General features: G+C 68.1%; 25 protein-coding genes and 1 tRNA gene. 22 read left to right on the top strand and 4 right to left on the bottom strand.

The features are described 5' to 3' along the window. The first annotated feature begins 5 nt into the window (after positions 1-5). The 8 genes from prmB to AC5P9I_RS01960 all read left to right on the top strand — a co-directional run bounded on the left by prmB (position 6) and on the right by AC5P9I_RS01960 (position 8,201). Positions 6-935 (top strand): 50S ribosomal protein L3 N(5)-glutamine methyltransferase, encoded by a 930-nt coding sequence (gene prmB, locus AC5P9I_RS01995; RefSeq protein WP_049470635.1) that lies wholly within the window; start codon positions 6-8, stop codon positions 933-935. Further along, the gene (aroC, locus tag AC5P9I_RS01990; RefSeq protein WP_049470638.1) at positions 932-2,035 is read left to right on the top strand and encodes a chorismate synthase; all 1,104 of its coding nucleotides are present in this window, start codon (positions 932-934) and stop codon (positions 2,033-2,035) included. The genes prmB and aroC overlap by 4 nt, the downstream gene beginning before the upstream one ends. Further along, the gene (locus tag AC5P9I_RS01985) at positions 2,028-3,065 is read left to right on the top strand and encodes a 2-hydroxyacid dehydrogenase (protein ID WP_049470639.1); all 1,038 of its coding nucleotides are present in this window, start codon (positions 2,028-2,030) and stop codon (positions 3,063-3,065) included. The genes aroC and AC5P9I_RS01985 overlap by 8 nt, the downstream gene beginning before the upstream one ends. Before the next feature lie 90 nt (positions 3,066-3,155). Next, a complete protein-coding gene (locus tag AC5P9I_RS01980) occupies positions 3,156-4,184 on the top strand; it encodes an aspartate-semialdehyde dehydrogenase (RefSeq protein ID WP_049470641.1) in 1,029 nt (342 codons plus the stop codon). 147 nt (positions 4,185-4,331) lie between these two features. Next, positions 4,332-6,356, top strand: a complete 2,025-nt coding sequence (locus tag AC5P9I_RS01975; protein ID WP_049470643.1) for a FimV/HubP family polar landmark protein — start codon at positions 4,332-4,334, stop codon at positions 6,354-6,356. Between the two features lie 26 nt (positions 6,357-6,382). Then, on the top strand, positions 6,383-6,745 hold the full coding sequence (locus tag AC5P9I_RS01970) for a VOC family protein (RefSeq protein ID WP_049470645.1): 363 nt from the start codon (positions 6,383-6,385) through the stop codon (positions 6,743-6,745). Positions 6,746-6,777: 32 nt separating this feature from the next. Then, positions 6,778-7,548 (top strand): tRNA pseudouridine(38-40) synthase TruA, encoded by a 771-nt coding sequence (gene truA, locus AC5P9I_RS01965; RefSeq protein ID WP_049470647.1) that lies wholly within the window; start codon positions 6,778-6,780, stop codon positions 7,546-7,548. After that, positions 7,545-8,201, top strand: coding sequence for a phosphoribosylanthranilate isomerase (locus tag AC5P9I_RS01960; RefSeq protein WP_049414718.1), 657 nt, complete (start codon positions 7,545-7,547; stop codon positions 8,199-8,201). The genes truA and AC5P9I_RS01960 overlap by 4 nt, the downstream gene beginning before the upstream one ends. A 408-nt stretch (positions 8,202-8,609) precedes the next feature. Here AC5P9I_RS01960 and AC5P9I_RS01955 read toward each other — a convergent pair whose 3' ends face one another. Next, on the bottom strand, positions 8,610-9,497 hold the full coding sequence (locus AC5P9I_RS01955) for a LysR family transcriptional regulator (RefSeq protein ID WP_049470650.1): 888 nt from the start codon (positions 9,495-9,497) through the stop codon (positions 8,610-8,612). A gap of 97 nt (positions 9,498-9,594) precedes the next feature. Here AC5P9I_RS01955 and trpB point away from each other — a divergent pair, with 97 nt between their 5' ends. From trpB to glmM, 5 genes are all read left to right on the top strand, one after another. After that, entirely contained in the window at positions 9,595-10,812 is a 1,218-nt protein-coding gene (trpB, locus tag AC5P9I_RS01950) for a tryptophan synthase subunit beta (protein ID WP_032957499.1), read from the top strand. Beyond that, a complete protein-coding gene (locus AC5P9I_RS01945) occupies positions 10,809-11,489 on the top strand; it encodes a hypothetical protein (RefSeq protein ID WP_049470653.1) in 681 nt (226 codons plus the stop codon). Before trpB ends, AC5P9I_RS01945 begins: the two co-directional genes overlap by 4 nt. Before the next feature lies 1 nt (position 11,490). Beyond that, entirely contained in the window at positions 11,491-12,300 is an 810-nt protein-coding gene (gene trpA / locus AC5P9I_RS01940) for a tryptophan synthase subunit alpha (protein WP_495217270.1), read from the top strand. A gap of 260 nt (positions 12,301-12,560) precedes the next feature. After that, entirely contained in the window at positions 12,561-13,436 is an 876-nt protein-coding gene (accD, locus tag AC5P9I_RS01935; RefSeq protein WP_005410473.1) for an acetyl-CoA carboxylase, carboxyltransferase subunit beta, read from the top strand. Continuing rightward, a complete protein-coding gene (gene glmM / locus AC5P9I_RS01930; RefSeq protein ID WP_049470657.1) occupies positions 13,436-14,797 on the top strand; it encodes a phosphoglucosamine mutase in 1,362 nt (453 codons plus the stop codon). The genes accD and glmM overlap by 1 nt, the downstream gene beginning before the upstream one ends. A gap of 80 nt (positions 14,798-14,877) precedes the next feature. On the opposite strand, the gene AC5P9I_RS01925 is transcribed toward glmM, so the two are convergent. Genes AC5P9I_RS01925 through AC5P9I_RS01915 form a run of 3 tightly spaced genes read right to left on the bottom strand, consistent with a single transcriptional unit; the run spans position 14,878 to position 18,771 of the window. Continuing rightward, complete coding sequence (locus AC5P9I_RS01925; RefSeq protein WP_049470659.1) at positions 14,878-15,735, bottom strand: polysaccharide deacetylase family protein; 858 nt, start codon at positions 15,733-15,735, stop codon at positions 14,878-14,880. Next, positions 15,728-16,873 carry a glycosyltransferase family 4 protein gene (locus AC5P9I_RS01920; protein WP_049470661.1) on the bottom strand — a complete coding sequence of 382 codons (1,146 nt, stop codon included), beginning with the start codon at positions 16,871-16,873 and terminating at the stop codon, positions 15,728-15,730. The genes AC5P9I_RS01925 and AC5P9I_RS01920 overlap by 8 nt, the downstream gene beginning before the upstream one ends. Before the next feature lie 20 nt (positions 16,874-16,893). Beyond that, on the bottom strand, positions 16,894-18,771 hold the full coding sequence (locus AC5P9I_RS01915) for a DUF3413 domain-containing protein (protein WP_049470663.1): 1,878 nt from the start codon (positions 18,769-18,771) through the stop codon (positions 16,894-16,896). Between the two features lie 153 nt (positions 18,772-18,924). On the opposite strand from AC5P9I_RS01915, the gene AC5P9I_RS01910 reads away from it, so the two are divergent. The 9 genes from AC5P9I_RS01910 to nuoE all read left to right on the top strand — a co-directional run bounded on the left by AC5P9I_RS01910 (position 18,925) and on the right by nuoE (position 25,293). Then, positions 18,925-19,902 (top strand): isopenicillin N synthase family dioxygenase, encoded by a 978-nt coding sequence (locus AC5P9I_RS01910; RefSeq protein ID WP_049470666.1) that lies wholly within the window; start codon positions 18,925-18,927, stop codon positions 19,900-19,902. A 305-nt stretch (positions 19,903-20,207) separates the two neighbouring features. After that, positions 20,208-20,963 carry a triose-phosphate isomerase gene (gene tpiA, locus AC5P9I_RS01905; RefSeq protein ID WP_049470670.1) on the top strand — a complete coding sequence of 252 codons (756 nt, stop codon included), beginning with the start codon at positions 20,208-20,210 and terminating at the stop codon, positions 20,961-20,963. 31 nt (positions 20,964-20,994) lie between these two features. Next, positions 20,995-21,432, top strand: a complete 438-nt coding sequence (secG, locus tag AC5P9I_RS01900; RefSeq protein WP_014647871.1) for a preprotein translocase subunit SecG — start codon at positions 20,995-20,997, stop codon at positions 21,430-21,432. Between the two features lie 51 nt (positions 21,433-21,483). Then, a tRNA-Leu gene (locus tag AC5P9I_RS01895) sits at positions 21,484-21,568 on the top strand. A gap of 111 nt (positions 21,569-21,679) precedes the next feature. Further along, positions 21,680-22,036 carry an NADH-quinone oxidoreductase subunit A gene (locus tag AC5P9I_RS01890; RefSeq protein ID WP_005417937.1) on the top strand — a complete coding sequence of 119 codons (357 nt, stop codon included), beginning with the start codon at positions 21,680-21,682 and terminating at the stop codon, positions 22,034-22,036. Beyond that, positions 22,027-22,581 carry a NuoB/complex I 20 kDa subunit family protein gene (locus tag AC5P9I_RS01885; protein ID WP_005417936.1) on the top strand — a complete coding sequence of 185 codons (555 nt, stop codon included), beginning with the start codon at positions 22,027-22,029 and terminating at the stop codon, positions 22,579-22,581. The genes AC5P9I_RS01890 and AC5P9I_RS01885 overlap by 10 nt, the downstream gene beginning before the upstream one ends. Before the next feature lie 33 nt (positions 22,582-22,614). Next, positions 22,615-23,364: an NADH-quinone oxidoreductase subunit C gene (locus AC5P9I_RS01880; RefSeq protein WP_014647869.1), complete on the top strand. Its 750-nt coding sequence runs from the start codon at positions 22,615-22,617 to the stop codon at positions 23,362-23,364. Further along, on the top strand, positions 23,361-24,668 hold the full coding sequence (locus AC5P9I_RS01875) for an NADH-quinone oxidoreductase subunit D (protein ID WP_049470672.1): 1,308 nt from the start codon (positions 23,361-23,363) through the stop codon (positions 24,666-24,668). Before AC5P9I_RS01880 ends, AC5P9I_RS01875 begins: the two co-directional genes overlap by 4 nt. 97 nt (positions 24,669-24,765) lie before the next feature. Next, on the top strand, positions 24,766-25,293 hold the full coding sequence (gene nuoE / locus AC5P9I_RS01870; RefSeq protein ID WP_014647867.1) for an NADH-quinone oxidoreductase subunit NuoE: 528 nt from the start codon (positions 24,766-24,768) through the stop codon (positions 25,291-25,293). The last annotated feature ends 3 nt before the right edge of the window (positions 25,294-25,296 follow it).

Genomic DNA, 25,296 nt, shown 5'->3' with positions numbered 1-25,296 from the left:
CCGCCATGACCGCTGAAACGGCCGCCGAACTCCACACGATCATCGATCTGATCCGCTACGGCACCAGCCGTTTCAACGAAGCCGGGCTGACCTTCGGGCACAGCTATGACAACGCGCTGGACGAGGCGACCCAGCTGGTGCTGCACAGCCTGCACCTGCCGCACGATCTGGGCCCGGCCTACGGCCAGGCGCGCCTGCTGCAGGCCGAAAAGCTGCGCGTGCTTGAGCTGTTCCAGCGCCGCATCGATGAACGCATCCCGGCCGCCTACCTGACCGGTGAGGCCTGGTTTGCAGGATTGAGCTTCAAGAGCGACAAGCGCGCCCTGGTACCGCGCTCGCCGATCGCCGAACTGATCGAATGCGGCTTCGAGCCGTGGCTGGCCGGCCGCGATGTCAGCCGTGCGCTGGACCTGTGCACCGGTTCGGGCTGCATCGCCATCGCCATGGGCCACTACTACCCGAACTGGGAAGTGGACGGCGTCGACCTGAGCGACGATGCACTGTCGCTGGCCGAAGAAAACAAGGAGCGCCTGCAGGCGCACAACGTCACCCTGATCAAGTCGGACCTGTTCAACGGCCTGACCGGCCGCCACTACGACCTGATCGTCACCAATCCGCCGTACGTCACCAACGACGAGACCGATGCCCTGCCGCAGGAGTACTCCTACGAGCCGGAAATGGGCCTGCGTGCCGGCGACGATGGCCTGGACCTGGTGTTGAAGATCCTGCGTGACGCGCCGCTGCACCTGAGCGAAGACGGCCTGCTGATCTGCGAAGTGGGCGAATCCGAACAGCATCTGGTCAAGCTGCTGCCGGAAGTCGATTTCGCCTGGATCGAATTCAAGGTCGGCCAGATGGGCATCTTCGCGGTCGAATGCCGCGAGCTGATTGCCCACAGCGCACGCATCACCGAACTGGCGGCGCAGCGCCCGTGAGCTCCAATTCGTTCGGCAAGCTGTTCACCGTCACCACGTTCGGCGAGTCGCACGGGCCGGCCATCGGCTGCGTGGTCGATGGCTGCCCGCCGGGGCTGGCGCTGGACGCGGCCGAATTCGCCCACGACCTGCAGCGCCGCGCCACCGGCAAGAGCCGGCACACCTCGGCGCGGCGCGAGGCCGACGAGGTCGAGATCCTGTCGGGCGTGTACGAGGGCCTGACCACCGGCACCCCGATCGCGCTGCTGATCCGCAACACCGACCAGCGCAGCAAGGATTACGCCAGCATCGGCCAGCAGTTCCGGCCGGGCCATGCCGACTACAGCTACTGGCACAAGTACGGCATCCGCGACCCGCGCGGTGGTGGCCGTTCCTCGGCGCGCGAGACCACCATGCGCGTGGCCGCCGGCGTGATCGCCAAGAAGTGGCTGGCCGAGCGCTTCGGCGTCACCGTGCGTGGCTACCTGTCACAGCTGGGCGACATCACCCCGGCCGCTTTCGACTGGTCGGCCGTGGAAGACAATCCGTTCTTCTGGCCGCACGCCGAACAGGTGCCCGCGCTGGAGGCGTACATGGATGCGCTGCGCAAGTCCGGTGATTCGGTCGGTGCGCGCGTGGACGTGGTGGCCGACAATGTGCCGCCGGGCTGGGGTGAACCCATCTACGGCAAGCTTGACGGTGAGCTGGCTGCCGCGCTGATGAGCATCAACGCGGTGAAGGGCGTGGAGATCGGCGACGGTTTCGCCAGCGCCGCGCAGAAGGGCACCGAACACCGCGACCTGCTGACCCCGCAGGGCTTCGCCAGCAACCATGCCGGCGGCATCCTCGGTGGCATCTCCACCGGCCAGCCGGTGGTCGCCTCGATCGCCTTGAAGCCGACCTCCAGCCTGCGCCTGCCGGGCCCGTCGCTGGATACGTCTGGCAACGTGGTCGAGGTGGTCACTACCGGCCGCCACGACCCCTGCGTCGGCATCCGCGCCACCCCGATCGCCGAGGCCATGGTGGCGATGGTGCTGATGGACCAGGCATTGCGCCACCGCGCGCAGTGCGGCGATGTCGGCACGATCACCCCGCGCATTCCCGGGCAGATCGATGGCTGACACGCGGCCGACCGTGTGGGTGAGCCAGCCGCTGATCGACGCGGCCATCGCGTCGCTGCGCGATCGCGTGCAGCTGCGCGTCACCGACACCGTCACCGCCTGGTCGCCGGACCAGATCGCCGGACAGCTGGCCCGCGCCGACGGCGCGATCATCACCCTCAACGAGCGCATCGGTGCGGCCCAGGTGGCCGACGCCGCGCAGTTGCAGGTGATCGCCAATGTCGGCGTCGGCTACAACAACCTGGATGTCGACGCGCTCAGCGCGGCCGGCATCCTGGCCAGCAACACGCCGGACGTCCTGACCGAAACCACCGCCGATCTCGGCTTCGCGCTGCTGATGGCCACCGCGCGCCGCATCACTGAATCCGAGCGCTGGCTGCGCGACGGCCAGTGGCAGCAGTGGTCGTTCCAGACCATGCTCGGTGCCGATATCCACGGCAGCACGCTGGGCATCCTTGGCATGGGCCGCATCGGCCAGGGCATCGCCCGCCGCGGCGCGCACGGTTTCGGCATGAAGGTGCTGTACCACAATCGTTCGCAGCTGCCGGCGGCGACCGAAGCGGAAGTGGGCGCGACCTATGTGGACCTGGACACGCTGCTGGCACAGTCCGACCACCTGCTGCTGGTGCTGCCGTATACCCCGGCCTCGCACCACCTGATCGATGCCGCCGCGCTGGCGAAGATGAAGCCGTCGGCAACGCTGGTGAACATCGCCCGCGGTGGCCTGGTCGATGAGATCGCGCTGGCCGACGCGCTGGCCAACGGACGCCTGGCTGCCGCTGGCCTGGACGTGTACGAGGGCGAGCCGAAGGTGCGCCCGGAACTGCTGGCGCTGCGCAACGTGGTGCTGACCCCGCACATCGGCAGTGCCTCGCTGGCCACGCGCACGGCGATGGTACAGCTGGCCGTGGATAATCTGCTTGCCGGGCTCGGCCTGGACGGCGGCCCGACGCGGATGCCGAGCGCGATCAACGCTGACGCGGCGATGGCCGCGCGCGTGACGCTGGGCAAAAAAACCGGGAAACGATAGGGAACCTCCGCGCGCCCCGCTTGAGGAGGTTCCCCGAACCCAGCTGTCGTGCGTGTTTTTCCCCATTCCCGTTTTCGTGAGAGTTCCCCCATGAGCAATGCACAGCGCAGTTTCCACGTCGCCGTTGTCGGTGCCACCGGCGCCGTTGGCGAAACCATGTTGTCGATCCTGGCCGAGCGTGATTTCCCGGTCAGTACCCTGAGCGTCCTGGCCTCCGAGCGTTCGGCCGGCGGCGAGATCGAGTTCAACGGCCAGAAGGTCAAGGTCCAGGACCTGGCTACCTTCGATCCGACCGGCGTCGAGATCGCGCTGTTCTCGGCCGGTGGCAGCGTGTCCAAGGAATACGCACCGAAGTTCGCCGCCGCCGGCGCGGTGGTGATCGACAATTCCTCGGCCTTCCGTTACGACGATGACGTGCCGCTGGTGGTGTCCGAGGTCAATCCGGAGCAGGTCGCCAACCGTCCGCGCGGCATCATCGCCAATCCGAACTGCTCGACCATGCAGATGCTGGTGGCGCTGGCGCCGCTGCACCGCAAGTACGGCATCGAGCGCATCAACGTCTCCACCTACCAGTCGGTGTCCGGCGGTGGTCGTTCGGCCACCGAGGAACTGGGCAAGCAGACCGGCCAGCTGCTGAGCTTCCAGGAGATCGATCCGCAGCGCTTCCCGGTGCAGATCGCCTTCAACCTGATCCCGCACATCGATGACTTCCAGGACAACGGCTTCACCAAGGAAGAAATGAAGCTGATCTGGGAGACCCGCAAGATCCTCGGCGATGACAGCATCCTGGTGAACCCGACCGCAGTGCGCGTGCCGGTGTTCTACGGCCACTCCGAGTCGGTGGCGATCGAGACCCGCGACAAGGTCACCGTGGCCGAAGCGCGCGCGCTGCTGGAGCAGTCGCCGGGCGTCGAAGTGGTGGATCGCCACGAGGCCGGTGGCTACCCGACCCCGGTCACCCATGCCTCGGGCACCGACGCGGTGTACGTCGGCCGCATCCGCGAGGACCTGTCGCACCCGCGCGGCCTCAACCTCTGGATCGTGTCGGACAACGTGCGCAAGGGCGCTGCCCTGAACGCCGTGCAGCTGGCCGAGCTGGTCGCCGCCGAGCAGCGTTGATCACAGCGGTTGCCTCACCGGTAGTGCCGGTCGCTGGCCGGCATTGCCGTGATGGGGGCGTGCTTGTCTGCCGGCCAGCGGCCGGCACTACCGAAGGTCCCCCTCGATGGATGCGGACCGCGGTCCGCACGCTTTATAGTGTCGCCCATGAATAAACGGGCCAGGGGCGCAAAGCGCCCGCTCCTCTATCTATCCACTGCGCTGCTGGCCCTGGCCAGCAGTTCGGCGCTGGCCCTGGGCCTGGGCGACATCCGTGTCCTGTCCAAGCCGGGCCAGCCCCTGCTGGCCGAAATCCCGGTGGTCTCGGCCGATCCGTCCGAGCTGGAGAACCTGCGTGTCGCGCTGGCCTCTCCGGTCACCTTCGAACGCGTTGGCCTGCAGCGCCCGACCGGGCTGGTCAGCGAACTGCAGTTCGAGCTGACCCGCAACGCGCAGGGCAGGGCAGTGGTGCGGGTGACCTCGCAGACGCCGGTCGAGACGCCGTCGCTGAGCTTCCTGATCGAGGCCGACTGGGGCCAGGGCCGGCTGGTCCGCGAGTACTCGGCGCTGGTCGATGCACCCTCCAGTGCACTGGCGGTGGCCGAACCGGAAATCGTCGCGCCGGCCGGCAGCCTGTCCAACACCATCGCGCGCGAGCCGACCGCGGCGCCTGCCCCTGCGGACGACGCCCGCGCGCCTGCACCGTCCACCGCCGCTGCGCCGGTGCCCGCACCGCGCCCCCGTGCAGCGGCTGCGCCGGTCACGGCGCCGGCGGCCGATGGCAGCGTCACCGTCCAGCGCGGGCAGACCCTGTCGCAGATCGCCAGCGCGGTGGCCCGCGGCAACCAGGTCAGCCGCGACCGCGCGATGATCGCCCTGCTGCGGGCCAACCCGGAAGCCTTCATCCGCGGCAACGTCAACCTGCTCAGACAGGGCGCCGTGCTGCGCATGCCCGGTAGCGATGCACTGGCGGCCGTCGATGCCGCCGAGGCCGCCGCGCTGGTGCGTGAGCATGCCGCACAGTGGCGGCAGGCGCGCACCGTGCCGCAACCGGCGGGCAGCGTCGCCCCGGCCGCCACGGCGGCGACCGCGAACGCTTCTTCCCCGGCTGCGGCCAATGGGGCACGACTTGAAATCGCTCCGGCGCTGGCCTCCGACGCCGCGCATGCGGGCACAACCACCGGCACTGCAGCCGGCAGCGAGGGTGACATGCTGGGCAACGAACAACTGCGCCAGGCACGCGAGGACATCGCGACCCGCGATGCCGAGATCGGCGAGCTCAAGCAGCGCGTGGCCGACCTGGAAAAACTCAAGGAACAGCAGCAGTCGCTGATCGCGATGAAGGACAACGACCTGGCCGCCGCGCAGCAGCGCCTGGCGCAGGCACCGGGTGCCCGCGATGCGGCAACACCGTGGTACTGGCTGGGGCTGCCGGTGCTGCTGCTGGCAGCCGGCGCGGCCTGGCTGCTGCGTCGACGCAAGCCGTCGCCGCTGCCGCCACTGCGCGAAGAAGACGATGCCGCCGGCCTGGCCGCTGCGGTTCCGGCGGGCGCCGCGCTGGATACACTGGCCGAGCAGTCCTCATGGTCCTCGGTGGCGACCGAGGGGGGCCGCCAGGAGCCGGCGATGCCGGCCTGGGCGACCGAGCGCGCGGCGCAGGATGAAGTGGCTGCCGCCTCCGCTGCCGACCTGGATGCACAGGCGGACTGGCAGGCGCAGACGCTGCGCGATGACGAGGTGGTGGCGCTGCCCGAGGCAGTGACCGAGCTGCCGCGCTGGGATGAGCCGGCGGCCACGCAGGACGACTCCGTGCCGGCCGACGCCGTGCAGGATGAGCCGGTCGCGCACGCGGCCGCTGACGAGGTGGCCGTGCCGGACTACGCGCTGCACGCCGAGCAGCAGCCGCAGTTCCGCGGCGTGTTCGACCTGCCGGCCGAGCATCCTGGCAGCGAGGATGCGCCGGCGGTGCCGGAGGACGCGCCGGCCGCACCGGTGCATGAAGAAGGCACTGCTGCATCGGCCGGTGATGCCGGCTGGGCACCGCGGGCCGGGCAGGAGCGCCTGGAACTGGCCATCGCCTATCTCGACCTGGGCGATGCCCAGACCGCGCGTACGCTGCTGCAGGAAGTCGCCGACGGCGGCGACCTGCACTGCCAGGCCCAGGCCCGCGAACTGCTGGCCCGGCTGCCGTGACCGATTCCGCCCACAAGGACCCTGCCATGAGCCGCGAGCGCCGCATCGACTATGTTGAATTCGCCTCGACGGATCCTGCGGCCAGTCGCGCCTTTTTCGAGAAGGCGTTCGGCTGGTCGTTCGTCGACTACGGCAGCGACTACACCGCCTTCGACGACGGCCGCCTGCAGGGCGGCTTCTTCCGCGGCCAGCCACAGCGTGCCAGCGATAGCGGTGCGCCGCTGCTGGTGCTGTACGCCGACCAGCTTGCGCCGATCGAAGCGGCGGTGCGCGATGCCGGCGGTGAGATCGTGCGGCCGGTGTTTTCCTTCCCCGGGGGCAGCCGTTTCCAGTTCGTCGAGCCTGGTGGCAACGAACTGGCGGTCTGGTCCGAACGCGACCCGGCCTGAGCGCCGCCCCACCCGCAACATCGAGGTAGCACATGCGTTACGCGCTTGGCGTCGAGTACGACGGCAGCGATTTCAGGGGCTGGCAGAACCTGGGCGAGGGTGGCCCCAGCGTGCAGGCCAGCCTTGAGCAGGCGCTGTCGTCGGTCGCAGACGCGCCGCTGCAGGTGGTCTGTGCCGGCCGCACCGACGCCGGCGTGCACGGCCAGTGCCAGGTCGTGCATTTCGATACGGACGTGGCGCGTGATCCGCGCGCCTGGATGCTGGGCACCACCACCCGCCTGCCACGCTCAGTCGCGGTGCGCTGGTGCGTGCCGGTGGCCGACGACTTCCATGCCCGTTTCTCGGCGCGTGCGCGCCGCTACCGCTACCGCCTGCTCAACCGCGAGGTGCGGCCGGCGCTGCAGCGGCAGACGCTCAGCTGGGAGCGCCGCGCGCTGGACGAGACGCTGATGCACACTGCCGGCCAGGCCCTGCTCGGCGAGAACGACTTCAGCGCGTTCCGCTCGGTGCAGTGCCAGGCGTTGCATGCGCGGCGCGAACTGCAGTCACTGCAGGTCACCCGCCAGGGCGAGGTGATCGAGGTCGCCGTGCAGGGCAATGCATTCCTTCATCACATGGTCCGCAATATCGTCGGATCGCTGATCCTGGTGGGCAGTGGCGAGAAGCCGGTGGACTGGATCGCCGAACTGCTGGCCGGGCGCGATCGCACCGTAGCCGGTCCCACCGCACCGCCGCAGGGCCTGGTGTTCCTTGGGCCCCTGTACCCCGACAACTGGCATCTGCCCGCCGAGGTCACGCTATGAGCCGCTCCTACTACCGCACGCGCATCAAGTTCTGTGGCATGACCCGGGCCGGCGACGTCCGCCTGGCCGGCGAACTGGGTGTGGACGCGGTGGGTTTCATCTTCGCCCGTGAAAGCAGCCGCCGGGTCGCCCCGGCCGAGGCACGCGCGATGCGCCAGGCGATCGCACCGATGGTCGACGTGGTGGCGCTGTTCCGCAACAACAGCAAGGAAGAGGTGCGCGAGGTGCTGCGCACGGTGCGCCCGACCCTGCTGCAGTTCCATGGCGAGGAAGACGAGAGCTTCTGCCGCAGCTTCAACATGCCCTACCTGAAGGCGATCGCCATGGGCGGGCGTGAAGAGATCAACGCCCGCACCCTGCAGCTGCGCTACCCCAGCGCCGCGGGCTTCCTGTTCGACAGCCACGCGCCGGGTGGCGGTGGCGGTACCGGCGTGGCGTTCGACTGGGGACGGATCCCGACCGGCCTGCATCGGCCGTTCCTGCTTGCCGGCGGCCTGAACCCGGAAAACGTCTACGACGCGGTGCTGGCCACCCTGCCGTGGGGCGTGGATGTCTCCAGTGGCATCGAGCTGGAGCCGGGGATCAAGGACGGCTACAGGATGCGCACCTTTGTCGAAGAAGTGCGTCGGGCCGATTGCGCGGTTCTGGAGTGACCCACGTCGAAGCACCGTGCGCGCGGAAGTCACCATCCGTCCAGGCGGATGCCGGGATGGCGGAAGCACCCGCATCGTCGCTGCGCTGACACCGAACTCCGAATTCCAGGTCCGCGCCGCTGCATGGCAAGGGTGTATCTGCGCTGTCCCGGCCTGCCGCCACTGGCCAGCCGGCTGCGTCCCACGCGGCGGCATGATGGCAAGGCCTTCGTGATGGGCACGACGCCGGGCTTCCGCACTCGGCTGACCTGGCCCAGGCCCCGCCGTCGCTGGAGCAGGCCAGTGCCCATCTGCTGGGAGACCCGTTGCGCCTGCAGCAGGTGCGCGAGGAGGAGCAACGGATTGCGACAAGCGGTCGCTCAGGCCCGGGCTGCGGGCTCCGGGCGGTGATGCCGCGCGGGCCTCCTCTCAGCGCAGTTGCGCGGCCACCCAATCGGCCACCGCGTCCACGCGCGCATCGGCAGGGCCATCCGGCCGTGCCAGCACCCAGAAGCCACCGGTGGCCGCAAATCCCCACGGGGCGATCAGCCGTCCCGCAGCGAGGTCCTCGGCCACCAGCGGCTCTGGCGCGATCGCCGGGCCCAGCCCGGCCACGGCCGCCTCCAGAAGGTAGTACAGGTGCTCGAAGGCAGTACCCAGCTGCAGCTTCGACACGTCCAGACCCTGTGCCTGCGCCCACGCTGGCCACGCCTGCGGTCGTGAGCTGGTGTGCAGCAGCGTCTCCTGCAGCAGTGCCGAGGGCGGTACATGTCGCAGGCGCTGCGCGGCCGGATGCGATGGCGCCACCACCACGCCAACCCGTTCCGGCGCCAGCTCACGCACCTGCCAACCGCGCGGCCACGGCCCCTGGGCCAGCAGCAGCACCGCATCCAGCGCTGCCTGCGCCTCGGTGAAGCTGCCATCCAGTGCCGACCACTGCAGGCGCACGCCGGGCAGGGCGGCCTGCAGCGCGGGCAGGCGCGGGATCATCCAGCGGGCCAGCACGCTGCCACTGCAGCCCAGCACCAGCGCCGGGGCCGCCGCCGGTCGCCGCAGTTCCCGCACGCAGTCTTCGATGCCGCCGAACGCATCGCTGCACGCTGCCTGCAGGCGCGTGCCCGCAGCGGTCAGGCGCAGGCCACGACCGGCGCGCTGGAACAGTGCCAGGCCGAGGTGGTCTTCCAGCAGTTTCAGCTGCCGGCTGACCGCGCCGTGGGTGACATGCAGGTCCTGCGCGGCGCGGCCAACGCCGCCGAGACGGGCGGTGGCCTCGAACGCGCGCAGCGCATTGAGCGGTGGCAGCAGGGAACGGCTCATGTGAGATTTCCTGACGGTATGCGCCAGATAATATCCATTTTCCGGTCATGAACCGTGCGCTAGAGTATCCACCTGTCTCGAACCAGCGGTCGCTTCCATGTCTGCCTCCCCCATTGCCGACTACCACGCCTTCCCGGATGCCCAGGGCCATTTCGGCCGCTACGGTGGCAGCTTCGTCGCCGAAACCCTGGTCGGCCCGCTGCAGGAACTGGCCCAGGCCTATGACCAGGCCCGCCAGGACCCGGCGTTCCAGGCGGCCTACGACCGCGACCTGGCCCACTACGTGGGCCGGCCGAGCCCGATCTACCACGCCCAGCGCCTGAGCGACCATGTGGGCGGTGCGCAGATCCTGCTCAAGCGCGAAGACCTGAACCACACCGGCGCGCACAAGATCAACAACACCATCGGCCAGGCGCTGCTGGCGGCGCGGATGGGCAAGAAGCGCATCATCGCCGAGACCGGTGCCGGCCAGCACGGCGTGGCCAGCGCCACCGTTGCCGCGCGGCTGGGCCTGGAGTGCGTGGTGTACATGGGCGCCACCGACATCGAGCGGCAGAAGATCAACGTCTACCGCATGAAGCTGCTCGGCGCGACGGTGGTGCCGGTCACCTCCGGCTCGGCCACCCTGAAGGACGCGCTCAACGAAGCGATGCGCGACTGGGTGACCAACGTGCAGGACACCTTCTACATCATCGGTACGGTCGCCGGCCCGGATCCCTATCCGCGCATGGTGCGCGACTTCAATGCCATCGTCGGCCGCGAGGCACGTGAGCAGATGCTGGCCGAGTATGGCCGCCTGCCCGATGCGATCACCGCCTGCGTCGGTGGCGGCAGCAATGCCATCGGCCTGTTCCATGCCTTCCTCAACGACCGCCAGGTCGAGATCGTCGGTGCCGAGGCCGCCGGTGACGGCATCAGCACCGGGCGCCACGCCGCATCGATCGCTGCCGGTCGCCCTGGCGTGCTGCATGGCAACCGCACCTATGTGCTGTGCGACGACGACGGCCAGATCATCGAGACCCATTCGGTGTCGGCCGGCCTGGACTATCCGGGCGTTGGCCCGGAGCACGCGTTCCTGGCCGACACCGGCCGCGCCCGCTATCTCGGCATCACCGATGACGAAGCGCTGCAGGCGTTCCACCTGCTGGCGCATACCGAGGGCATCCTGCCGGCACTGGAGTCCAGCCATGCGCTGGCACAGGCGATCAAGCTGGCGCGCGAGCGTCCGCGTGACCAGATCGTGCTGTGCAATCTGTCCGGCCGTGGCGACAAGGACGTGCACACCATCGCCGCGCGCGAAGGGCTGGTGCTGTGAGCGCGTTGCTGCGCAACAGTGGCGTGCTGCTGCTGGCGCTAGGGTTGGCCGCGTGCCAGCCGCCGGAACCGCCGGTGCTGGCGCCGGCCGCCAGGGCCACCACGCAGCCGGCACAGCAGCCGGCCGCCAACGACGACCTCGACCCGATCGCACGCACGCCGATTGTCGATCCGCCACCGGTGGAAGGCACGGACGGCGATGATGCGCCCGCGGTGGCCTCAGTGGCGCTGGACCATGCCGGCGAGGTGCTGATCGGCCAGCACATGAGCGATCTGCAGGCCCTCGGGCCGTGGACGGCACAGGGCGCCGTCGAAGCCATGGGCGGCAGTTGCGAGTACTACGACGGCAAGGGGCTGCCGCCTGGCGTGTCGATGATGACCGATGAAGATCGCGTCGTCCGTTTCGACCTCGGACGGGATCCGGAGAGCGGCGCGCCCACGCCGCAGCCCGGTCCGTTCGGCCTGCGCGTCGGCATGACCCGCGCCCAGGCCATGGCCCAGTTCCCGAAGCCGCCGGTATCCAGCCCGCACGCCTACGACGGTGACCAGGGCGAGTACCTCACCTGGCAGGACCCCGGTTCGGACCTGGGTATCCGCGTGGAACTGTTTGAAGGGCGGGTCACCCAGATGTACTGGGGAACCAGCGATGCGATTGAACTGATTGAAGGATGTGCCTGAAATGTCCGTATCCCGACTCGATGCCTGTTTCCAGCGTCTGCGCGATCAGCAGCGCAAGGCGCTGATCCCCTTCGTCACCGCCGGTGATCCGTCGCTGGAGGCCACCGTGCCGGTCATGCACGCGCTGGTCGCGGCCGGTGCCGACGTGATCGAACTGGGCGTGCCGTTCTCCGACCCGATGGCCGACGGCCCGACCATCCAGCGCAGCTCCGAGCGCGCGCTGGCCCGCGGTGCAGGCAGCCGCTACGTACTGCAGGCCGTGGCGCAGTTCCGCGAGCGCGATGCGCAGACCCCGGTGGTGCTGATGGGCTACCTGAACCCGGTGGAGATCCACGGCTACGAGGCCTTCGCCAAGGCCGCCGTCGACGCCGGCGTGGACGGCGTGCTGCTGGTCGACCTGCCGCCGGAAGAGGCGGGCGAGGCCCAGCAGGCGTTCGACGCCGCCGGCCTTGCGCTGGTCCTGCTGGCGTCGCCGACCACCAGCGAGGCACGAGCCGACAAGCTGCTGGCGCTGGCCCGTGGCTATCTCTACTACGTCAGCTTTGCCGGTGTCACCGGCGCGTCCGAGCGCCTGGACAGTGATGCCGCCAGTGCCCGCCTGCAGACGTTGCGCGCGCGTGCGTCGGTGCCGGTGGTGGCGGGCTTCGGCATCAAGGATGCCGCCAGTGGCGCAGCCATGGCCCGGCAGGCGGACGGCGTGGTGGTGGGCAGCGCGCTGGTGGCGGCGCTGGCCGAAGCGGGCTCGGCTGAAGAGGCCGCGCAGCGTGCCCGCGCTTTCCTGGCCCCGCTGCGGCAGGCGCTGGACGCGTAATGGTCGTGCCGGCCGCCGGCCGGCATCCTCCTGAGGGCGCGCGTGCAAGGGCTGCCGGCCAGCGGCCGGCACTACCCATTGGTCTGCACGCAAGGGCTGCCGGCCAGCGGCGGGTACCGCCCAGCACCTAAACGTACGTCCCAGCATGGTTTTTTCCGGCTGCCCCGCCGCTGGCAAGGGGGTGCACGGGCGGGGAAAGCGGAGCTAGACTGTCCGCCTTTGCGGCCCTTGGGCCGCCCTGAACGGAAGTGTCCTCCCGCATGAGTTGGCTCAGCAAGTTGATGCCGTCCGGCATCCGCACCGACAACACCCCCAGCAAGAAGCGCAGCGTCCCCGAGGGCCTGTGGGAAAAGTGCAGCAACTGCGGCAGCGCGTTGTACCGTCCGGAACTGGAAGAGAACCTGGAAGTCTGCCCGAAGTGCGGCCATCACATGGCGATCCGCGCGCGCGCGCGCCTGGCCGCCCTGTTCGACGCCGACAGCACCACCGAGATCGGTGCGCGCCTGGGGCCGACCGACCTGCTCAAGTTCAAGGACCAGAAGAAGTACAGCGAGCGCATCAAGATCGCGCAGAAGAACACCGGCGAGTACGACGCGCTGATCGCCATGCGCGGCCTGCTCAAGGGCCGTGCGCTGGTGGCATCGTCCTTCGACTTCGCCTTCATGGGCGGCTCGATGGGCTCGGTGGTCGGCGAGCGCTTCGCACTGGCTGCCGAAACCGCAGTCGAGATCGGTGCGCCCTACGTGTGCTTCTCGCAGAGCGGCGGCGCCCGCATGCAGGAAGGCCTGTTCTCGCTGATGCAGATGGCCAAGACCTCGGCCGCGCTGGGCAAGCTGCGTGAAGCCGGCCTGCCGTACATTTCGGTGCTGACCCATCCGACCACCGGTGGCGTCTCGGCCTCCTTCGCGATGCTGGGCGACATCAACATCGCCGAGCCGCAGGCGCTGATCGGCTTCGCCGGCCCGCGCGTGATCGAGCAGACCGTGCGCGAGAAGCTGCCGGAGGGCTTCCAGCGCTCGGAGTTCCTGCTCGAGCACGGTGCCATCGACCAGATCTGCGACCGCCGCGAAATGCGCGACCGCCTGTCCGACCTGCTGGCGATGCTGGGTCGCCAGCCGGCGCCGGAGGTGGCTTGATGGGAGGCCGCAAGTACTTCGGTACTGATGGCATCCGAGGCCGGGTCGGCCAGGGCGTGATCTCGGCCGACTTCGTGCTGCGCCTGGGCAACGCCCTGGGTCGCGTCCTGGTCGCCCAGCGCGGCCAGGATGGGCGGCGGCCGATCGTGGTGATCGGCAAGGACACCCGCATTTCCGGTTACATGTTCGAGGCGGCGCTGGAAGCCGGCCTGGTCGCCGCCGGTGCCGACGTGCAGCTGCTGGGACCGATGCCGACCCCGGCGGTGGCATTCCTGACCCGTACGCTGGGCGTGGATGCCGGCATCGTCATCAGCGCCTCGCACAACCCGCATTACGACAACGGCATCAAGTTCTTCTCCGCCCAGGGCGAGAAGCTCGACGATGCCACCGAGCTGGCCCTGGAAGCGGCGCTGGACGTTCCGTTCACCACCGCCGAATCGGAAAAGCTGGGCAAGGCCGCGCGCGCGCGCGAGGCGGTCGGCCGCTACATCGAGTTCTGCAAGGCCAGCGTACCGCGCGCGTTCGACCTGCGTGGCGTGCGTCTGGTGCTGGACTGTGCGCACGGTGCCACTTACCAGATCGCACCGCTGCTGTTCCGCGAACTGGGCGCCGAGGTGATCGGCATTGGTGCCGAGCCGAATGGCGTCAACATCAATGCCGGCGTGGGCTCGACCCATATCGACAACCTCGCGGCCAAGGTTCGCGAGACCCGCGCGGATCTCGGCATCGCCTTCGATGGCGACGGCGACCGCGTGCTGATGGCCGACGACCAGGGCAATCCGGTCGACGGCGATGACCTGCTGTACATCCTGGCCCGTGCCTGGAAGGACGAAGGCCGCCTGCGCGGCCCGGTGGTCGGCACGCTGATGAGCAACTATGGCATCGAGAAGGCGTTCGCCGACCTGCAGATTCCGTTCGTGCGCAGCAATGTCGGTGATCGCTACGTGCACCAGGCGCTGATCGAAGGCGGTGGCGTGCTCGGCGGGGAGGCCTCCGGCCACCTGCTGTGCCTGGACCGCGCCACCACCGGTGACGGTATCGTCAGCGCGCTGCAGGTGCTGGTGGCGCTGCGCAACAGCGGCCAGACCCTGCGCCAGGCGCTGAAGGGGCTGGTGCGGGTGCCGCAGAAGACGGTCAACGTGCGGCTGGGCAATGTCTCGGCCAAGGCCACGGTGCAGGCCGACAGCGTGCAGGCCGCACTGGCCGTCGCGCAGCAGTCGGTGGCCGGTCGCGGCCGTGCGTTCCTGCGCCCGTCCGGCACCGAGCCGGTGGTGCGGGTCACGGTCGAGGCCGATGACGCAGCGCTGATGCAGGACACGCTGGATCGCCTGTCCGCAGCGGTGCGTGAAGCCGCTGCCTGAGGCGGCTGCACCTTCAGCAAACGGAAAACGCCCCGCAAAGCCGGGGCGTTTTTCGTTCAAGCGACAGGGCAGCGTGACGCTTACGGGCCCGGCACCATCTTCTTCTGGCGTGCCTTGAAGCCATTGAACAGCGGCGCGATCAGGGGGTTGTAGCTCTGCGCGATGCGCTTGCGCAGCCAGCTAGCCGGGCGGTTGCGGATCGCGAAGCGGTAGATGCGTTCCGGGTCGCCGCCCACCACGTTGCGACCGAACGGGTGGGTGGTGTGCAGGTAGCGGAAGCCCTGCTCGCGGGCCACCTCGATGTGATCCTGGTCGAAATCGCCGTAGGGCCAGCACAGCGTGTCCGACACCTCGCCCAGCTTTTCCTTCAGGACCTCGCGCGAGACTGCCAGGTCCCGGCTCAGGCCGGCACGGCGCTGCGCGCGGTCCAGGTCGTCGCGGCGCAGCCAGCGGGTGTGGGTATGGGTGTGGCAATGCACTTCGAAAGTGCCAGCGGCAATGGCCGCGCGCGCTTCGCTCCAGCGCATCATCACGTCGTCGCTGCGGTTCTGCTCGTAGATCGCCGCTTCGCAGCCGCGGTGGTCGGGCGTGGCGGGCAGCGTTGCGCCGGCCATCCCCGCATGCGGCCGCTGCGGGCCTTCGCCCATCCAGCCGGTGACCACGAACACCACCGCGTGCATCCCGTACTTCTGCAGGATCGGGTGCGCATACACCCAGTTGTCCAAGTAGCCATCGTCGAAGGTGATCACGATCGACTTGCGCGGCACCGGCCGGCCGGCCAGGAAACCGGCGTACTGGTCCAGTGTCAGCGAAGTCCAGCCGTTGCCGGCCAGCCAGGCGATCTGGCTTTCGAAATTCTCCGGCGACACGGTGATCATGCCCGGCGACGGGCTGACGTGGTGGTGCATCAGCACCGGTACGGTTCGGGCATCAGCCATGTCCCAGCTCCTTCAGCCACTGGTGGTAATAGTGTTCGGTGGTCTCGCCGTGGCCGTCGGGGGTGAAGCGGTGCGCGCTGCGCATCCAGTCCCACCCGGCGCGGCCCATCTGCCGGCGCCGTTCCGGATCGTCCACCAACAGGCGCAGGGCACCGGTCAGGGCTGCATTGTCGCCCAGCCGGGTGAGGATCGCATTGCTGCCATCGACCACCATCTCCGGCACGCCTCCAACGCGGGTGGCCACGATCGGCACGCCGACATAGGCCGCTTCCAGGAACACGGTACCGGCCGCTTCCTTGTGCGACGCCAGCGCGAAGATGTCGAAACCGGCCATCAGCCGGCAGGCGCCATCGCGGTAGCCCAGCAGATGCACCTGTTGCTGCAGCCCGTGTTCGTCGCGCATCGCCTGCAGCCGATCCATGACCGGCTGGCCATCGCCGATCACCACCAGGTGCAGGTTCGGATGCGTCCTGCACAGCGGCACCATCGCCTGCAGCAGGTCGGCGTGGCCCTTGGGCTCGCGCAGCACCGCCACGCAGCCGACCACGATGTCCTGTTCGCCGAAGCCGAGTTCGGCACGCACGTCCGCGCGCACCTCCTGCAGGCACTGCCAGGGATCGGCCTTGCGGATCTCGCTCCAGCGCGGCGGCACGGCGATGGGCGGCACGATACCGATGCGCTCGGCCGGAATGCCGCGCTCGGTCAGCAGCTGCTTGACGAAGCTGCTGACGGTCAGCACCCGGTGCGGCAGGCCGGTATAGGTCAGCAGTGAATTGACCGGGCTCATCAGGTGGCGCGAGCGCACCACCAGCGGCGTGCCGCCCAGGCGGGCGCCGGCGGCAGCGATCAGCGCGTCACGACGGCTGGTGGTGTTGACCACGTCGTAGCGCTCGCGGCGCACCAGCCGCGAGACCGACCAGATGCCACGCAGCAGGCGCAGCAGGCCGCCCATGCGCAGGGTGTGGACAGTGAAGCCATCATCGCGGGCCAGCGTGGCCAGGCGGGCTTCGGGCTGGCACAGCAGGGCCACCTCGTGGCCGCGCGCGCGCATCACCTGCATGTGGCGGAAGATGTAGATCTCCTGCCCGCCCATTCCCTTGGCGGCTTCGGTGTGCAGGATGCGCAACGGACGGTTCATGCGGGATCGATCCTTGAAGGTCAACGATTGCGGAAGCGGGTCAGCGCTTCCCATGCGGTACGTACGGCGGCGGCATCGGGCACCTGCTGCGGCAGCGGGCGATAGTGCAGGTCCAGGGCGGTGGCGTTGCCGAACTTGTCGAACACATAGATCGCATCGCCATGGCGTACCGCGCGCTGCGACCAGCTTTCGACCACCAGCGCACGCTGGCCCTGTGGCTCGGCCAGCAGGTCCTGTCCGGTGCTGTAGTCGGCCAGTGCGTTCTCGCAGCCCAGCGCGTGGCGCATCAGTGTTGGCACCCAGTCTTCGTGCGAGCTGGTGCGTGCGTCGTGGCCAGCGGCCTTGCCCGGCCAATGCAGCACGAACGGCACCTGCAGCTGGTAGTCGGAGAAGTTGCCGTTGTGGCCCCAGTAGTTCAGCCCGAGGTCGTTGAACTCTTCGGCATGGTCACCGGTGACCAGCACGATGGTGTCCTCGGCCAGGCCCTGCGCGCGCAGGTCGTCCAGCAGCGATCCGATCAGGCTGTCGGCATAGTGCACGGCGGTGCGGTAGCGGTTGAGCTCCGGCGTCGGGTCATGCTCCGGGCCGAACTTGAGGAAGGCGATGTCGGCGGCCATCGGTGTGGCCACCGGCGGATAGCCCTCGGGCATGTGGTAGGGCGCGTGGGTGGAGTCGAGGAACACGAACCCGAACCACGGGTGGTCTGCCGCCTGGCTGGCGCGGATGTCCTGCTGCAGCGCGCCGACGATCGCGCGGTCGCGACCGTCGGACTTCAGCGCCGATGGCCCCTGGTGCAGCTGGTCGCGCACATCGGCAAACACGGTGCGATCGAATTCGGGGCTGTACATCGGCGCGCTGCCGTACAGGTGCAGGTCGTAGCCCTGCTGGCCCAGCACCTGGAACAGCTGCGAACCACGCTGCTCGTCCAGCATGCTCGGCCAGTAGCCGCCGGGCAGGCCGTAGAGCAGCCCGAACAGGCCGTAGCGGGTGGCATTGCCGGTACTGAAGTGGTGGTCGAACACGCGCGCGTCCTGCGCCAGCGCCGACGTATGGGGCATCAGCTGTGGTGTCAGCGCATCGTGGCGCAGCGATTCCAGGACCACCATCAGCACGTTCGGGCGATGTGGGCTCTGGCAGCGCAGCGGATGCAGCGGGTACAGCAGCTGCGCGTGGCGCGGGTCGGGCAGGCCGGCCTGCTGCTGGCTGACCACGCCAAGGCGCCGCATGAAACTCTTGGCCGTGATCGGCTGTGCCCACGGCAGGTAGTTCCACTGTGCGATCACATCGCGGTCGCCGCGCGCGTCGTAGTAGGCCGTGGCCAGCTGGCCGCCGCCCATCAGCAGCGCGACCGCCGCCCAGGCCTGCAGCACCCGGCGCCGATGCGATGCCGCCGGCAGCAGCTTCCAGCATGCCCAGGCCAGCAGGCCTTCGGCGGTGAAGACCGCGGCGACCAGCAGCGCGACCTGCAGCCAGGTCTTCCAGGACAGGGCGACCTGGTCCTGCAGGGCGCCGCCGAACACCATGTTCACGACCATGGCATTGAGGTGGAAGCGGTACAGGGTGAAGACCTTGGCGTCGACCAGCAGCAGGCACAGCCACAGCCCCTGCAGCAGTACGGCGCTGACGCTCAACGTGCGCGCCCGGCGCGGCCACAGGCCCAGCAGCAGTGGCAGCAGGCCGGCCAGCGCGCCGAACGCGAGCAGGTGGCCGGGCAGGGCGATCGCCAGATAGGCCAGGCCCGTGGCACCGCCCGGATTGTCACGCAGTGGCACGTTGCCCAGCGCGATCGCCGCCGCCAGGACGGCGTTGCCGGCGATGAACAGCGACCACCAGGCCAGCCGGCGCCAGCGCTGGGCGGGACCTTCGACGGCAGGGGCGGCGGAGACAGCGGCGGGCATGGCGGGGCGGGTTCGGGGAGCGCGGGAACGGGGAGCGGCGGCAACGTGATGGCCGCGTTGCGCCACGCGCGGGTCGCGCATTGTATCGGTTTGTTTCTTCGTATCGAGTGGCGTCCTCCGGGCGATCTGTCACAATGTTCAGGCGGGCCATGAATGCGCTGGCCCCCCAGACCCAACGACAAGCCAGGAACCGCTGTGAGCCAGATCCCCACCCTCGACATCACCCGTTTTGACAGCGACCGCGAGGCCTTCGTGGCCGAGCTGGGCGCGGCCTACCGCCAATGGGGATTCGCGGGCATCCGCAACCACGGCATTCCGCAGGCCGACATCGACGCGGCCTACGATGCCTTCAAGGCCTTCTTCGCCCTGCCGGAAGAGGTCAAGCGCAAGTACCACGTCGCTGGCAGCGGTGGCGCCCGCGGCTACACCCCGTTCGGCGTGGAAACCGCCAAGGGCTCCAAGCATTTCGACCTGAAGGAGTTCTGGCACATCGGTCGCGAGATCGCCGACGACTCCAAGTACCGTGACGTGATGGCGCCGAACCTGTGGCCGACCGAGGTCGAGGGGTTCCGTGAGCGCGGTTACGGCCTGTACCAGGCGCTGGACAACCTGGGTTCGCGCGTGCTGTCGGCGCTGGCCCTGCACATTGGCCTGCCGGAGAACTTCTTCGCCGACAAGACCAACTTCGGCAACTCGATCCTGCGCCCGATCCACTACCCGCCGATCACCACCGACGACATTCCGAACGTGCGCGCCGGCGCCCATGGCGACATCAATTTCATCACCCTGCTGGTCGGCGCCAGTGCCGCCGGCCTGGAGGTGCAGTCGCATGATGGCGAGTGGGTGCCGTTCACCTCGGACGCGGACACCATCGTGGTCAACATCGGCGACATGCTGCAGCGCCTGACCAACCACGTGTATCCGTCGACCATCCACCGCGTGGTCAACCCCCCGGGCGAACTGGCGCGCCAGCCGCGCTACTCGGTGCCGTTCTTCCTGCACCCGAACCCGGACTTCCTGATCGACGTGCTGCCCTCGTGCATCACCCCGGAGAACCCGAGCCGGTATCCGGAGCCGATCACCGCCCACGGCTTCCTCGAGGAACGCCTGCGCGAGATCAAACTGAAGTAACGAGAAGCGAGGCCGCCGAAAGGCGGCCTTTTTCTTTGCAGGGTTGCACCCTGCAGCTGCGGTAGTGTCGGCCGCTGGCCGGCAAGTCCACGGCCAGAACGGACGGGTTACGGCGTCCCCCGCCATGGCCACCCGCCCGGCCAAGCCCACCCATCCAACCGGGCTTTCCGCGACCAACCCAACCAGACCCCCGCCACGAGGGGCTGCGCCGTTGGCTGAAACTCCATGTAACCGCTTACACGGAAACGGATTTTTGCCGTAACGGGTATCATGACCGGCTGACTTCACACAGGAGCCACCCGCTCATGCGCCGCAAGATCGTCGCCGGAAACTGGAAGCTGCATGGCAGCCGTCAATTCGCCAATGAACTGCTGGGGCAGGTGGCCGCCGGGCTGCCGGTGGATGGGGTGGATGTGGTGATCCTGCCGCCGCTGCCGTACCTGGGCGAGCTGGTCGAGGACTTCGGCCAGACCAGCCTGGCCTTTGGCGCGCAGGACGTGAGCAGCAACGAGAAGGGCGCCTACACCGGTGAGGTCTGCGCCGCCATGCTGGTCGAGGTGGGGGCCCGCTATGGCCTGGTCGGTCATTCCGAACGCCGCCAGTACCATCATGAGAGCAGCGAGCTGGTCGCGCGCAAGTTCGCCGCGGCCCTGCACGCTGGGCTGGTGCCGGTGCTGTGCGTGGGGGAAACCCTTGAGCAGCGCGAGGCCGGGCAGACCGAAGCGGTCATCGCCAGCCAGCTGGCGCCGGTGCTGGAACTGACCGGCGCGGCCGGCTTCGCCCAGGCCGTGGTCGCCTATGAGCCGGTGTGGGCCATCGGTACCGGGCGTACCGCCAGCAAGGAGCAGGCGCAGCAGGTGCACGCGTTCATCCGTGGCGAAGTCGCGCGCTTCGATGCTAGAATTGCTGATTCACTGCCCATTGTTTACGGCGGTAGCGTGAAGCCCGACAATGCCGGGGAACTGTTCGCGCAGCCGGATGTCGATGGTGGGCTGGTCGGCGGCGCCTCCCTGGTGGCCGCGGACTTCCTGGCCATCGCACGGGCGGCGGCCGCGAACTAATCCTAGAAGTATTGTCCGAGGGCGGTTTCCAATGCTGATGTTGATCCTCAATGTCGTCTACGTGCTGGTCGCTGTGGCCATGATCGCGCTGATCCTGATGCAGCGTGGCTCGGGTGCGGCGGCGGGTTCGGGCTTTGGTGCCGGCGCCTCGGGCACGGTGTTCGGTGCGCGTGGCGCCTCGAACTTCCTGTCCAAGTCGACCAAGTGGCTGGCAGTCGTGTTCTTCGGCATCAGTCTCTTCATGGCCTGGTATGCCGGTCACGGCACCCGTCCGGCGGCCGACCAGGACCTGGGCCTGATGTCCGCCCCGGCGGCCAGCGCGCCGGCGGCTCCGGCGGGCGAACTGCCGGCCGTTCCGAAGGCCGATCCGGTCCCGGCCGCCCCGGTTCCGGCGGCGAATGTGCCGGCTCAGGCGGAATCTTCGGTTTCTGGTGAAGAAAAGCCTTCGGAAGGCTCCCAGAAACACTGAAGCCGGTTACAATACGCGGCGCATCGGGAAGATAGTCTGATGTGATCGTTTGCCCAGGTGGCGGAATTGGTAGACGCACTACCTTGAGGTGGTAGCGACGCAAGTCGTAGGGGTTCGAGTCCCCTCTTGGGCACCATTTGTAAGTAAAGCGGGTTCGTCTGGCGCGCAAGGCGCCAGGCAGGTTCCCGTCCACTCCCCCATGCCAAAGCGCCTGCAGGCGCGGCGGCAGAGGCAAGAGAGAATCGCTGTGCTGGCCGAATATTTGCCTTCTCTGCTGTTTCTGATCGTTGCCACCGGTATCGGCGTTACGCTGATGCTGGTTGGTCGATTCCTCGGTCCCCGCCGCCCCGATCTGGAAAAGCTCTCGCCGTACGAGTGCGGCTTCGAGGCCTTCGAAGACGCGCGCATGAAGTTCGATGTGCGCTACTACCTGATCGCGATCCAGTTCATCGTCTTCGACCTGGAAATCATCTTCATCGTGCCGTGGACCCAGGTCTTCATGGAGCTGGGCGCCCGTTCGCTGGTCACCATGGGCCTGTTCGTCGGCATGCTGTTCCTCGGTTTCATTTACGTCTGGAAGAAGGGAGCGCTGGAATGGGAGTGATTCAGACTCTCGATGGCCTGATGAACAACCCGTCGCCGGAAGGCCGGGTTGATGACATCCTGCGGCCGGAAGGCGACAACCCGCTGCTGGAAAAGGGCTTTGTCACCACCAGCGTCGACGCACTGCTGAACTGGGCGCGCACCGGCTCGATGTGGCCGATGACCTTCGGCCTGGCCTGCTGCGCGGTCGAGATGATGCACGCCGGCGCCGCGCGCCTGGACCTTGACCGCTACGGCGTGGTGTTCCGCCCGTCGCCGCGCCAGTCCGACGTGATGATCGTGGCCGGTACCCTGGTCAACAAGATGGCCCCGGCGCTGCGCAAGGTCTACGACCAGATGCCGGACCCGAAGTGGGTCATCTCGATGGGCAGCTGCGCCAACGGCGGTGGCTACTACCACTACTCCTATTCTGTCGTGCGCGGCTGTGATCGCGTGGTGCCGGTGGACGTCTACGTCCCGGGCTGCCCGCCGACCGCCGAGGCGCTGGTGTACGGGATCCTGCAGCTGCAGAAGAAGATCTGGCGTACACAGACCATCGCCCGCTGACCCCTTCACCTGACAAGAGCGCGCCAAGCCCCCATGGCAGAGCAAGCATCCTTCATCGACCGACTCTCCGCACGTTTCGCTGGTGCGAAGGTCATCGTGGTCGAACCCCGCGGCGAAGTGACGCTGGAAGTGCCTGCCGCCGAGTGGCACGCCACCGCCCTGGCGCTGCGTGACGAGTTTGGTTTCGAGCAGGCCGTGGATCTGTGCGGCGTCGACTACCTTGGTTATGGCTCCGACGAATGGGACACCGCCGACGTGTCCTCGCAGGGCTTCAGCCGTGGCGTCGAAGGCAAGGCCCAGGGCCGCTTCGCGTGGGGCGAGTTCCCCACCGAGGAAAACGGTGCCGACGGTGCCCGCCCGCAGCACATGCCGACCCAGCGTTTCGCCGTGGTCGCCCAGCTGCGTTCGTACCAGCACAACCTGATGATGCACCTGCGCTGCTTCGCCCCTGACGAAGCGCTGCCGGTGGTGTCCTCGCTGACCAGCGTGTGGCCGGGCCTGAACTGGTTCGAGCGCGAAGCGTTCGACCTGTACGGCGTGATCTTCGAAGGCCACCCGGACCTGCGCCGGATCCTGACCGACTACGGTTTCGTCGGCCATCCGTTCCGCAAGGACTTCCCGCTGATCGGCAATGTCGAAGTCCGCTACGACGAAGAAAAGAAGCGCGTGATCTACGAACCGGTCACCTCGGTGGAGCCGCGTGTCGGCGTGCCGCGCGTGATCCGTGACGACGCCCGTCTGCAGACCGCAGCCGGTGAGCGCGCGCAGGAGGCAGTGAAGTGAGCCACGTACACCAGGCCGGCGAAGCGTTCGCCAGCAACGCCGCCGAAAGCCGGCAGGAAATCCGCAACTACACCATGAACTTCGGCCCGCAGCACCCGGCCGCTCACGGTGTGCTGCGCCTGATCCTGGAAATGGACGGCGAAACCATCATGCGTGCCGACCCGCACGTGGGTCTGCTGCACCGTGGCACCGAGAAGCTGGCCGAGTCCAAGCCGTTCAACCAGTCGATCGGCTACATGGATCGCCTCGACTACGTGTCGATGATGTGCAACGAGCACGCCTACGTGCGCGCGATCGAGACCCTGATGGGCATCGAAGCGCCGGAGCGTGCGCAGTACATCCGCACCATGTACGACGAAATCACCCGCATCCTCAACCACCTGATGTGGCTGGGCTCCAACGCGCTCGACCTGGGTGCGATGGCGGTGATGCTGTATGCCTTCCGCGAGCGCGAAGAACTGATGGACTGCTATGAAGCGGTCTCCGGCGCGCGCATGCACGCGGCGTACTACCGTCCGGGCGGCGTCTACCGCGACCTGCCGGACCACATGCCGAAGTACAAGGAATCACGCTGGCACAAGGGCAAGGCGCTGAAGCAGCTGAATGCTTCGCGCGAAGGCTCGCTGCTCGACTTCCTGGAAAACTTCACCGTCGAGTTCCCCAAGCGCGTCGACGAATACGAAACCCTGCTGACCGACAACCGCATCTGGAAGCAGCGTACCGTCGGCATCGGCGTGGTCACTCCGGAACTGGCCCACCAGTGGGGCATGACCGGCGTGATGCTGCGCGGCTCGGGCATCGCCTGGGACCTGCGCAAGAAGCGCCCGTATGCCAAGTACGATGCCGTCGATTTCGACATCCCGCTGGGCAAGGAAGGCGACTGCTACGACCGCTACCTGGTCCGCGTCGCCGAAATGCGCGAATCCAACCGCATCATCAAGCAGTGCGTGGCGTGGCTGAAGGCCAACCCCGGCCCGGTCATGGTCAAGAACTTCAAGGTCGCTCCGCCCAAGCGCGAGGACATGAAGGACGACATGGAAGCGCTGATCCACCACTTCAAGCTGTTCAGCGAAGGCTATTGCGTACCGGCGGGTGAAACCTATGCGGCCGTGGAAGCGCCCAAGGGCGAATTCGGCTGCTACCTGGTCTCCGATGGCGCCAACAAGCCGTTCCGCGTGCACCTGCGCGCACCGGGCTTCGCCCACCTGTCCTCGATCGATTCGATCGTACGCGGCCACATGCTGGCCGACGTGGTGGCGATGATCGGTACCTACGACCTGGTGTTCGGCGAGGTTGACCGGTAATGCCGTCCGCCACGCCAACGCCCGCTGCAGGCAGCCGGCGCAAGCCGGCGCCGCAGTTTCTGGAATTTCACGTTATGCATTTCGCTGAGGTCGGCCGATGAAGGCGACAGGTAATTTCGAGGCGGCGCGCGACGTCGACCCGATGGTGGTGCTGAGCGACAAGACCCGCGCTCACATCGATCACTGGCTGTCCAAGTTCCCGCCGGACCGCAAGCGCTCTGCCGTGCTGCAGGGCCTGCATGCGGCCCAGGAGCAGAACCAGGGCTGGCTGACCGACGAGCTGATCGCCGCCGTCGCCAAGTACCTCGACCTGCCGCCGGTGTGGGCCTACGAGGTCGCCAGCTTCTACTCGATGTTCGAGACCGAGAAGGTGGGCCGCAACAACGTGGCCATCTGCACCAACATCAGCTGCTGGCTCAATGGCGCCGAGGACATCGTCCGCCATTGCGAGAAGAAGCTGGGCATCAAGCACGGTGAATCGACCCCGGACGGCCGCGTCTACCTCAAGCGCGAGGAAGAGTGCCTGGCCGGTTGTGGCGGCGCACCGATGATGGTCATCAACGGTCACTACCATGAGCGTCTGACCCTGGAAAAGGTCGACGAGCTGCTGGACGGGCTGGAGTAAGGG

Source organism: Stenotrophomonas sp. YJH_SMC_29 (assembly GCF_059371235.1).
The sequence above is the reverse complement of the archived record's forward strand: the minus strand, read 5'-3'. Positions and strand labels throughout refer to the sequence as shown.

What these genes read in the sequence shown, in the direction of transcription:
- truA (WP_049470647.1), top strand. Translation starts at nt 6,778, where the DNA reads ATGCGTTACGCGCTTGGCGTCGAGTACGACGGCAGCGATTTCAGGGGC.
- glmM (WP_049470657.1), top strand. Translation starts at nt 13,436, where the DNA reads ATGGGAGGCCGCAAGTACTTCGGTACTGATGGCATCCGAGGCCGGGTC.
- AC5P9I_RS01955 (WP_049470650.1), bottom strand. Translation starts at nt 9,497, where the DNA reads ATGAGCCGTTCCCTGCTGCCACCGCTCAATGCGCTGCGCGCGTTCGAG.
- AC5P9I_RS01920 (WP_049470661.1), bottom strand. Translation starts at nt 16,873, where the DNA reads ATGAACCGTCCGTTGCGCATCCTGCACACCGAAGCCGCCAAGGGAATG.
- secG (WP_014647871.1), top strand. Translation starts at nt 20,995, where the DNA reads ATGCTGATGTTGATCCTCAATGTCGTCTACGTGCTGGTCGCTGTGGCC.
- AC5P9I_RS01910 (WP_049470666.1), top strand. Translation starts at nt 18,925, where the DNA reads ATGCGCTGGCCCCCCAGACCCAACGACAAGCCAGGAACCGCTGTGAGC.
- AC5P9I_RS01985 (WP_049470639.1), top strand. Translation starts at nt 2,028, where the DNA reads ATGGCTGACACGCGGCCGACCGTGTGGGTGAGCCAGCCGCTGATCGAC.
- AC5P9I_RS01925 (WP_049470659.1), bottom strand. Translation starts at nt 15,735, where the DNA reads ATGGCTGATGCCCGAACCGTACCGGTGCTGATGCACCACCACGTCAGC.
- tpiA (WP_049470670.1), top strand. Translation starts at nt 20,208, where the DNA reads ATGCGCCGCAAGATCGTCGCCGGAAACTGGAAGCTGCATGGCAGCCGT.
- accD (WP_005410473.1), top strand. Translation starts at nt 12,561, where the DNA reads ATGAGTTGGCTCAGCAAGTTGATGCCGTCCGGCATCCGCACCGACAAC.
- trpB (WP_032957499.1), top strand. Translation starts at nt 9,595, where the DNA reads ATGTCTGCCTCCCCCATTGCCGACTACCACGCCTTCCCGGATGCCCAG.
- AC5P9I_RS01880 (WP_014647869.1), top strand. Translation starts at nt 22,615, where the DNA reads ATGGCAGAGCAAGCATCCTTCATCGACCGACTCTCCGCACGTTTCGCT.
- trpA (WP_495217270.1), top strand. Translation starts at nt 11,491, where the DNA reads ATGTCCGTATCCCGACTCGATGCCTGTTTCCAGCGTCTGCGCGATCAG.
- AC5P9I_RS01970 (WP_049470645.1), top strand. Translation starts at nt 6,383, where the DNA reads ATGAGCCGCGAGCGCCGCATCGACTATGTTGAATTCGCCTCGACGGAT.
- nuoE (WP_014647867.1), top strand. Translation starts at nt 24,766, where the DNA reads ATGAAGGCGACAGGTAATTTCGAGGCGGCGCGCGACGTCGACCCGATG.
- AC5P9I_RS01915 (WP_049470663.1), bottom strand. Translation starts at nt 18,771, where the DNA reads ATGCCCGCCGCTGTCTCCGCCGCCCCTGCCGTCGAAGGTCCCGCCCAG.
- AC5P9I_RS01975 (WP_049470643.1), top strand. Translation starts at nt 4,332, where the DNA reads ATGAATAAACGGGCCAGGGGCGCAAAGCGCCCGCTCCTCTATCTATCC.
- AC5P9I_RS01980 (WP_049470641.1), top strand. Translation starts at nt 3,156, where the DNA reads ATGAGCAATGCACAGCGCAGTTTCCACGTCGCCGTTGTCGGTGCCACC.
- AC5P9I_RS01960 (WP_049414718.1), top strand. Translation starts at nt 7,545, where the DNA reads ATGAGCCGCTCCTACTACCGCACGCGCATCAAGTTCTGTGGCATGACC.
- AC5P9I_RS01885 (WP_005417936.1), top strand. Translation starts at nt 22,027, where the DNA reads ATGGGAGTGATTCAGACTCTCGATGGCCTGATGAACAACCCGTCGCCG.
- prmB (WP_049470635.1), top strand. Translation starts at nt 6, where the DNA reads ATGACCGCTGAAACGGCCGCCGAACTCCACACGATCATCGATCTGATC.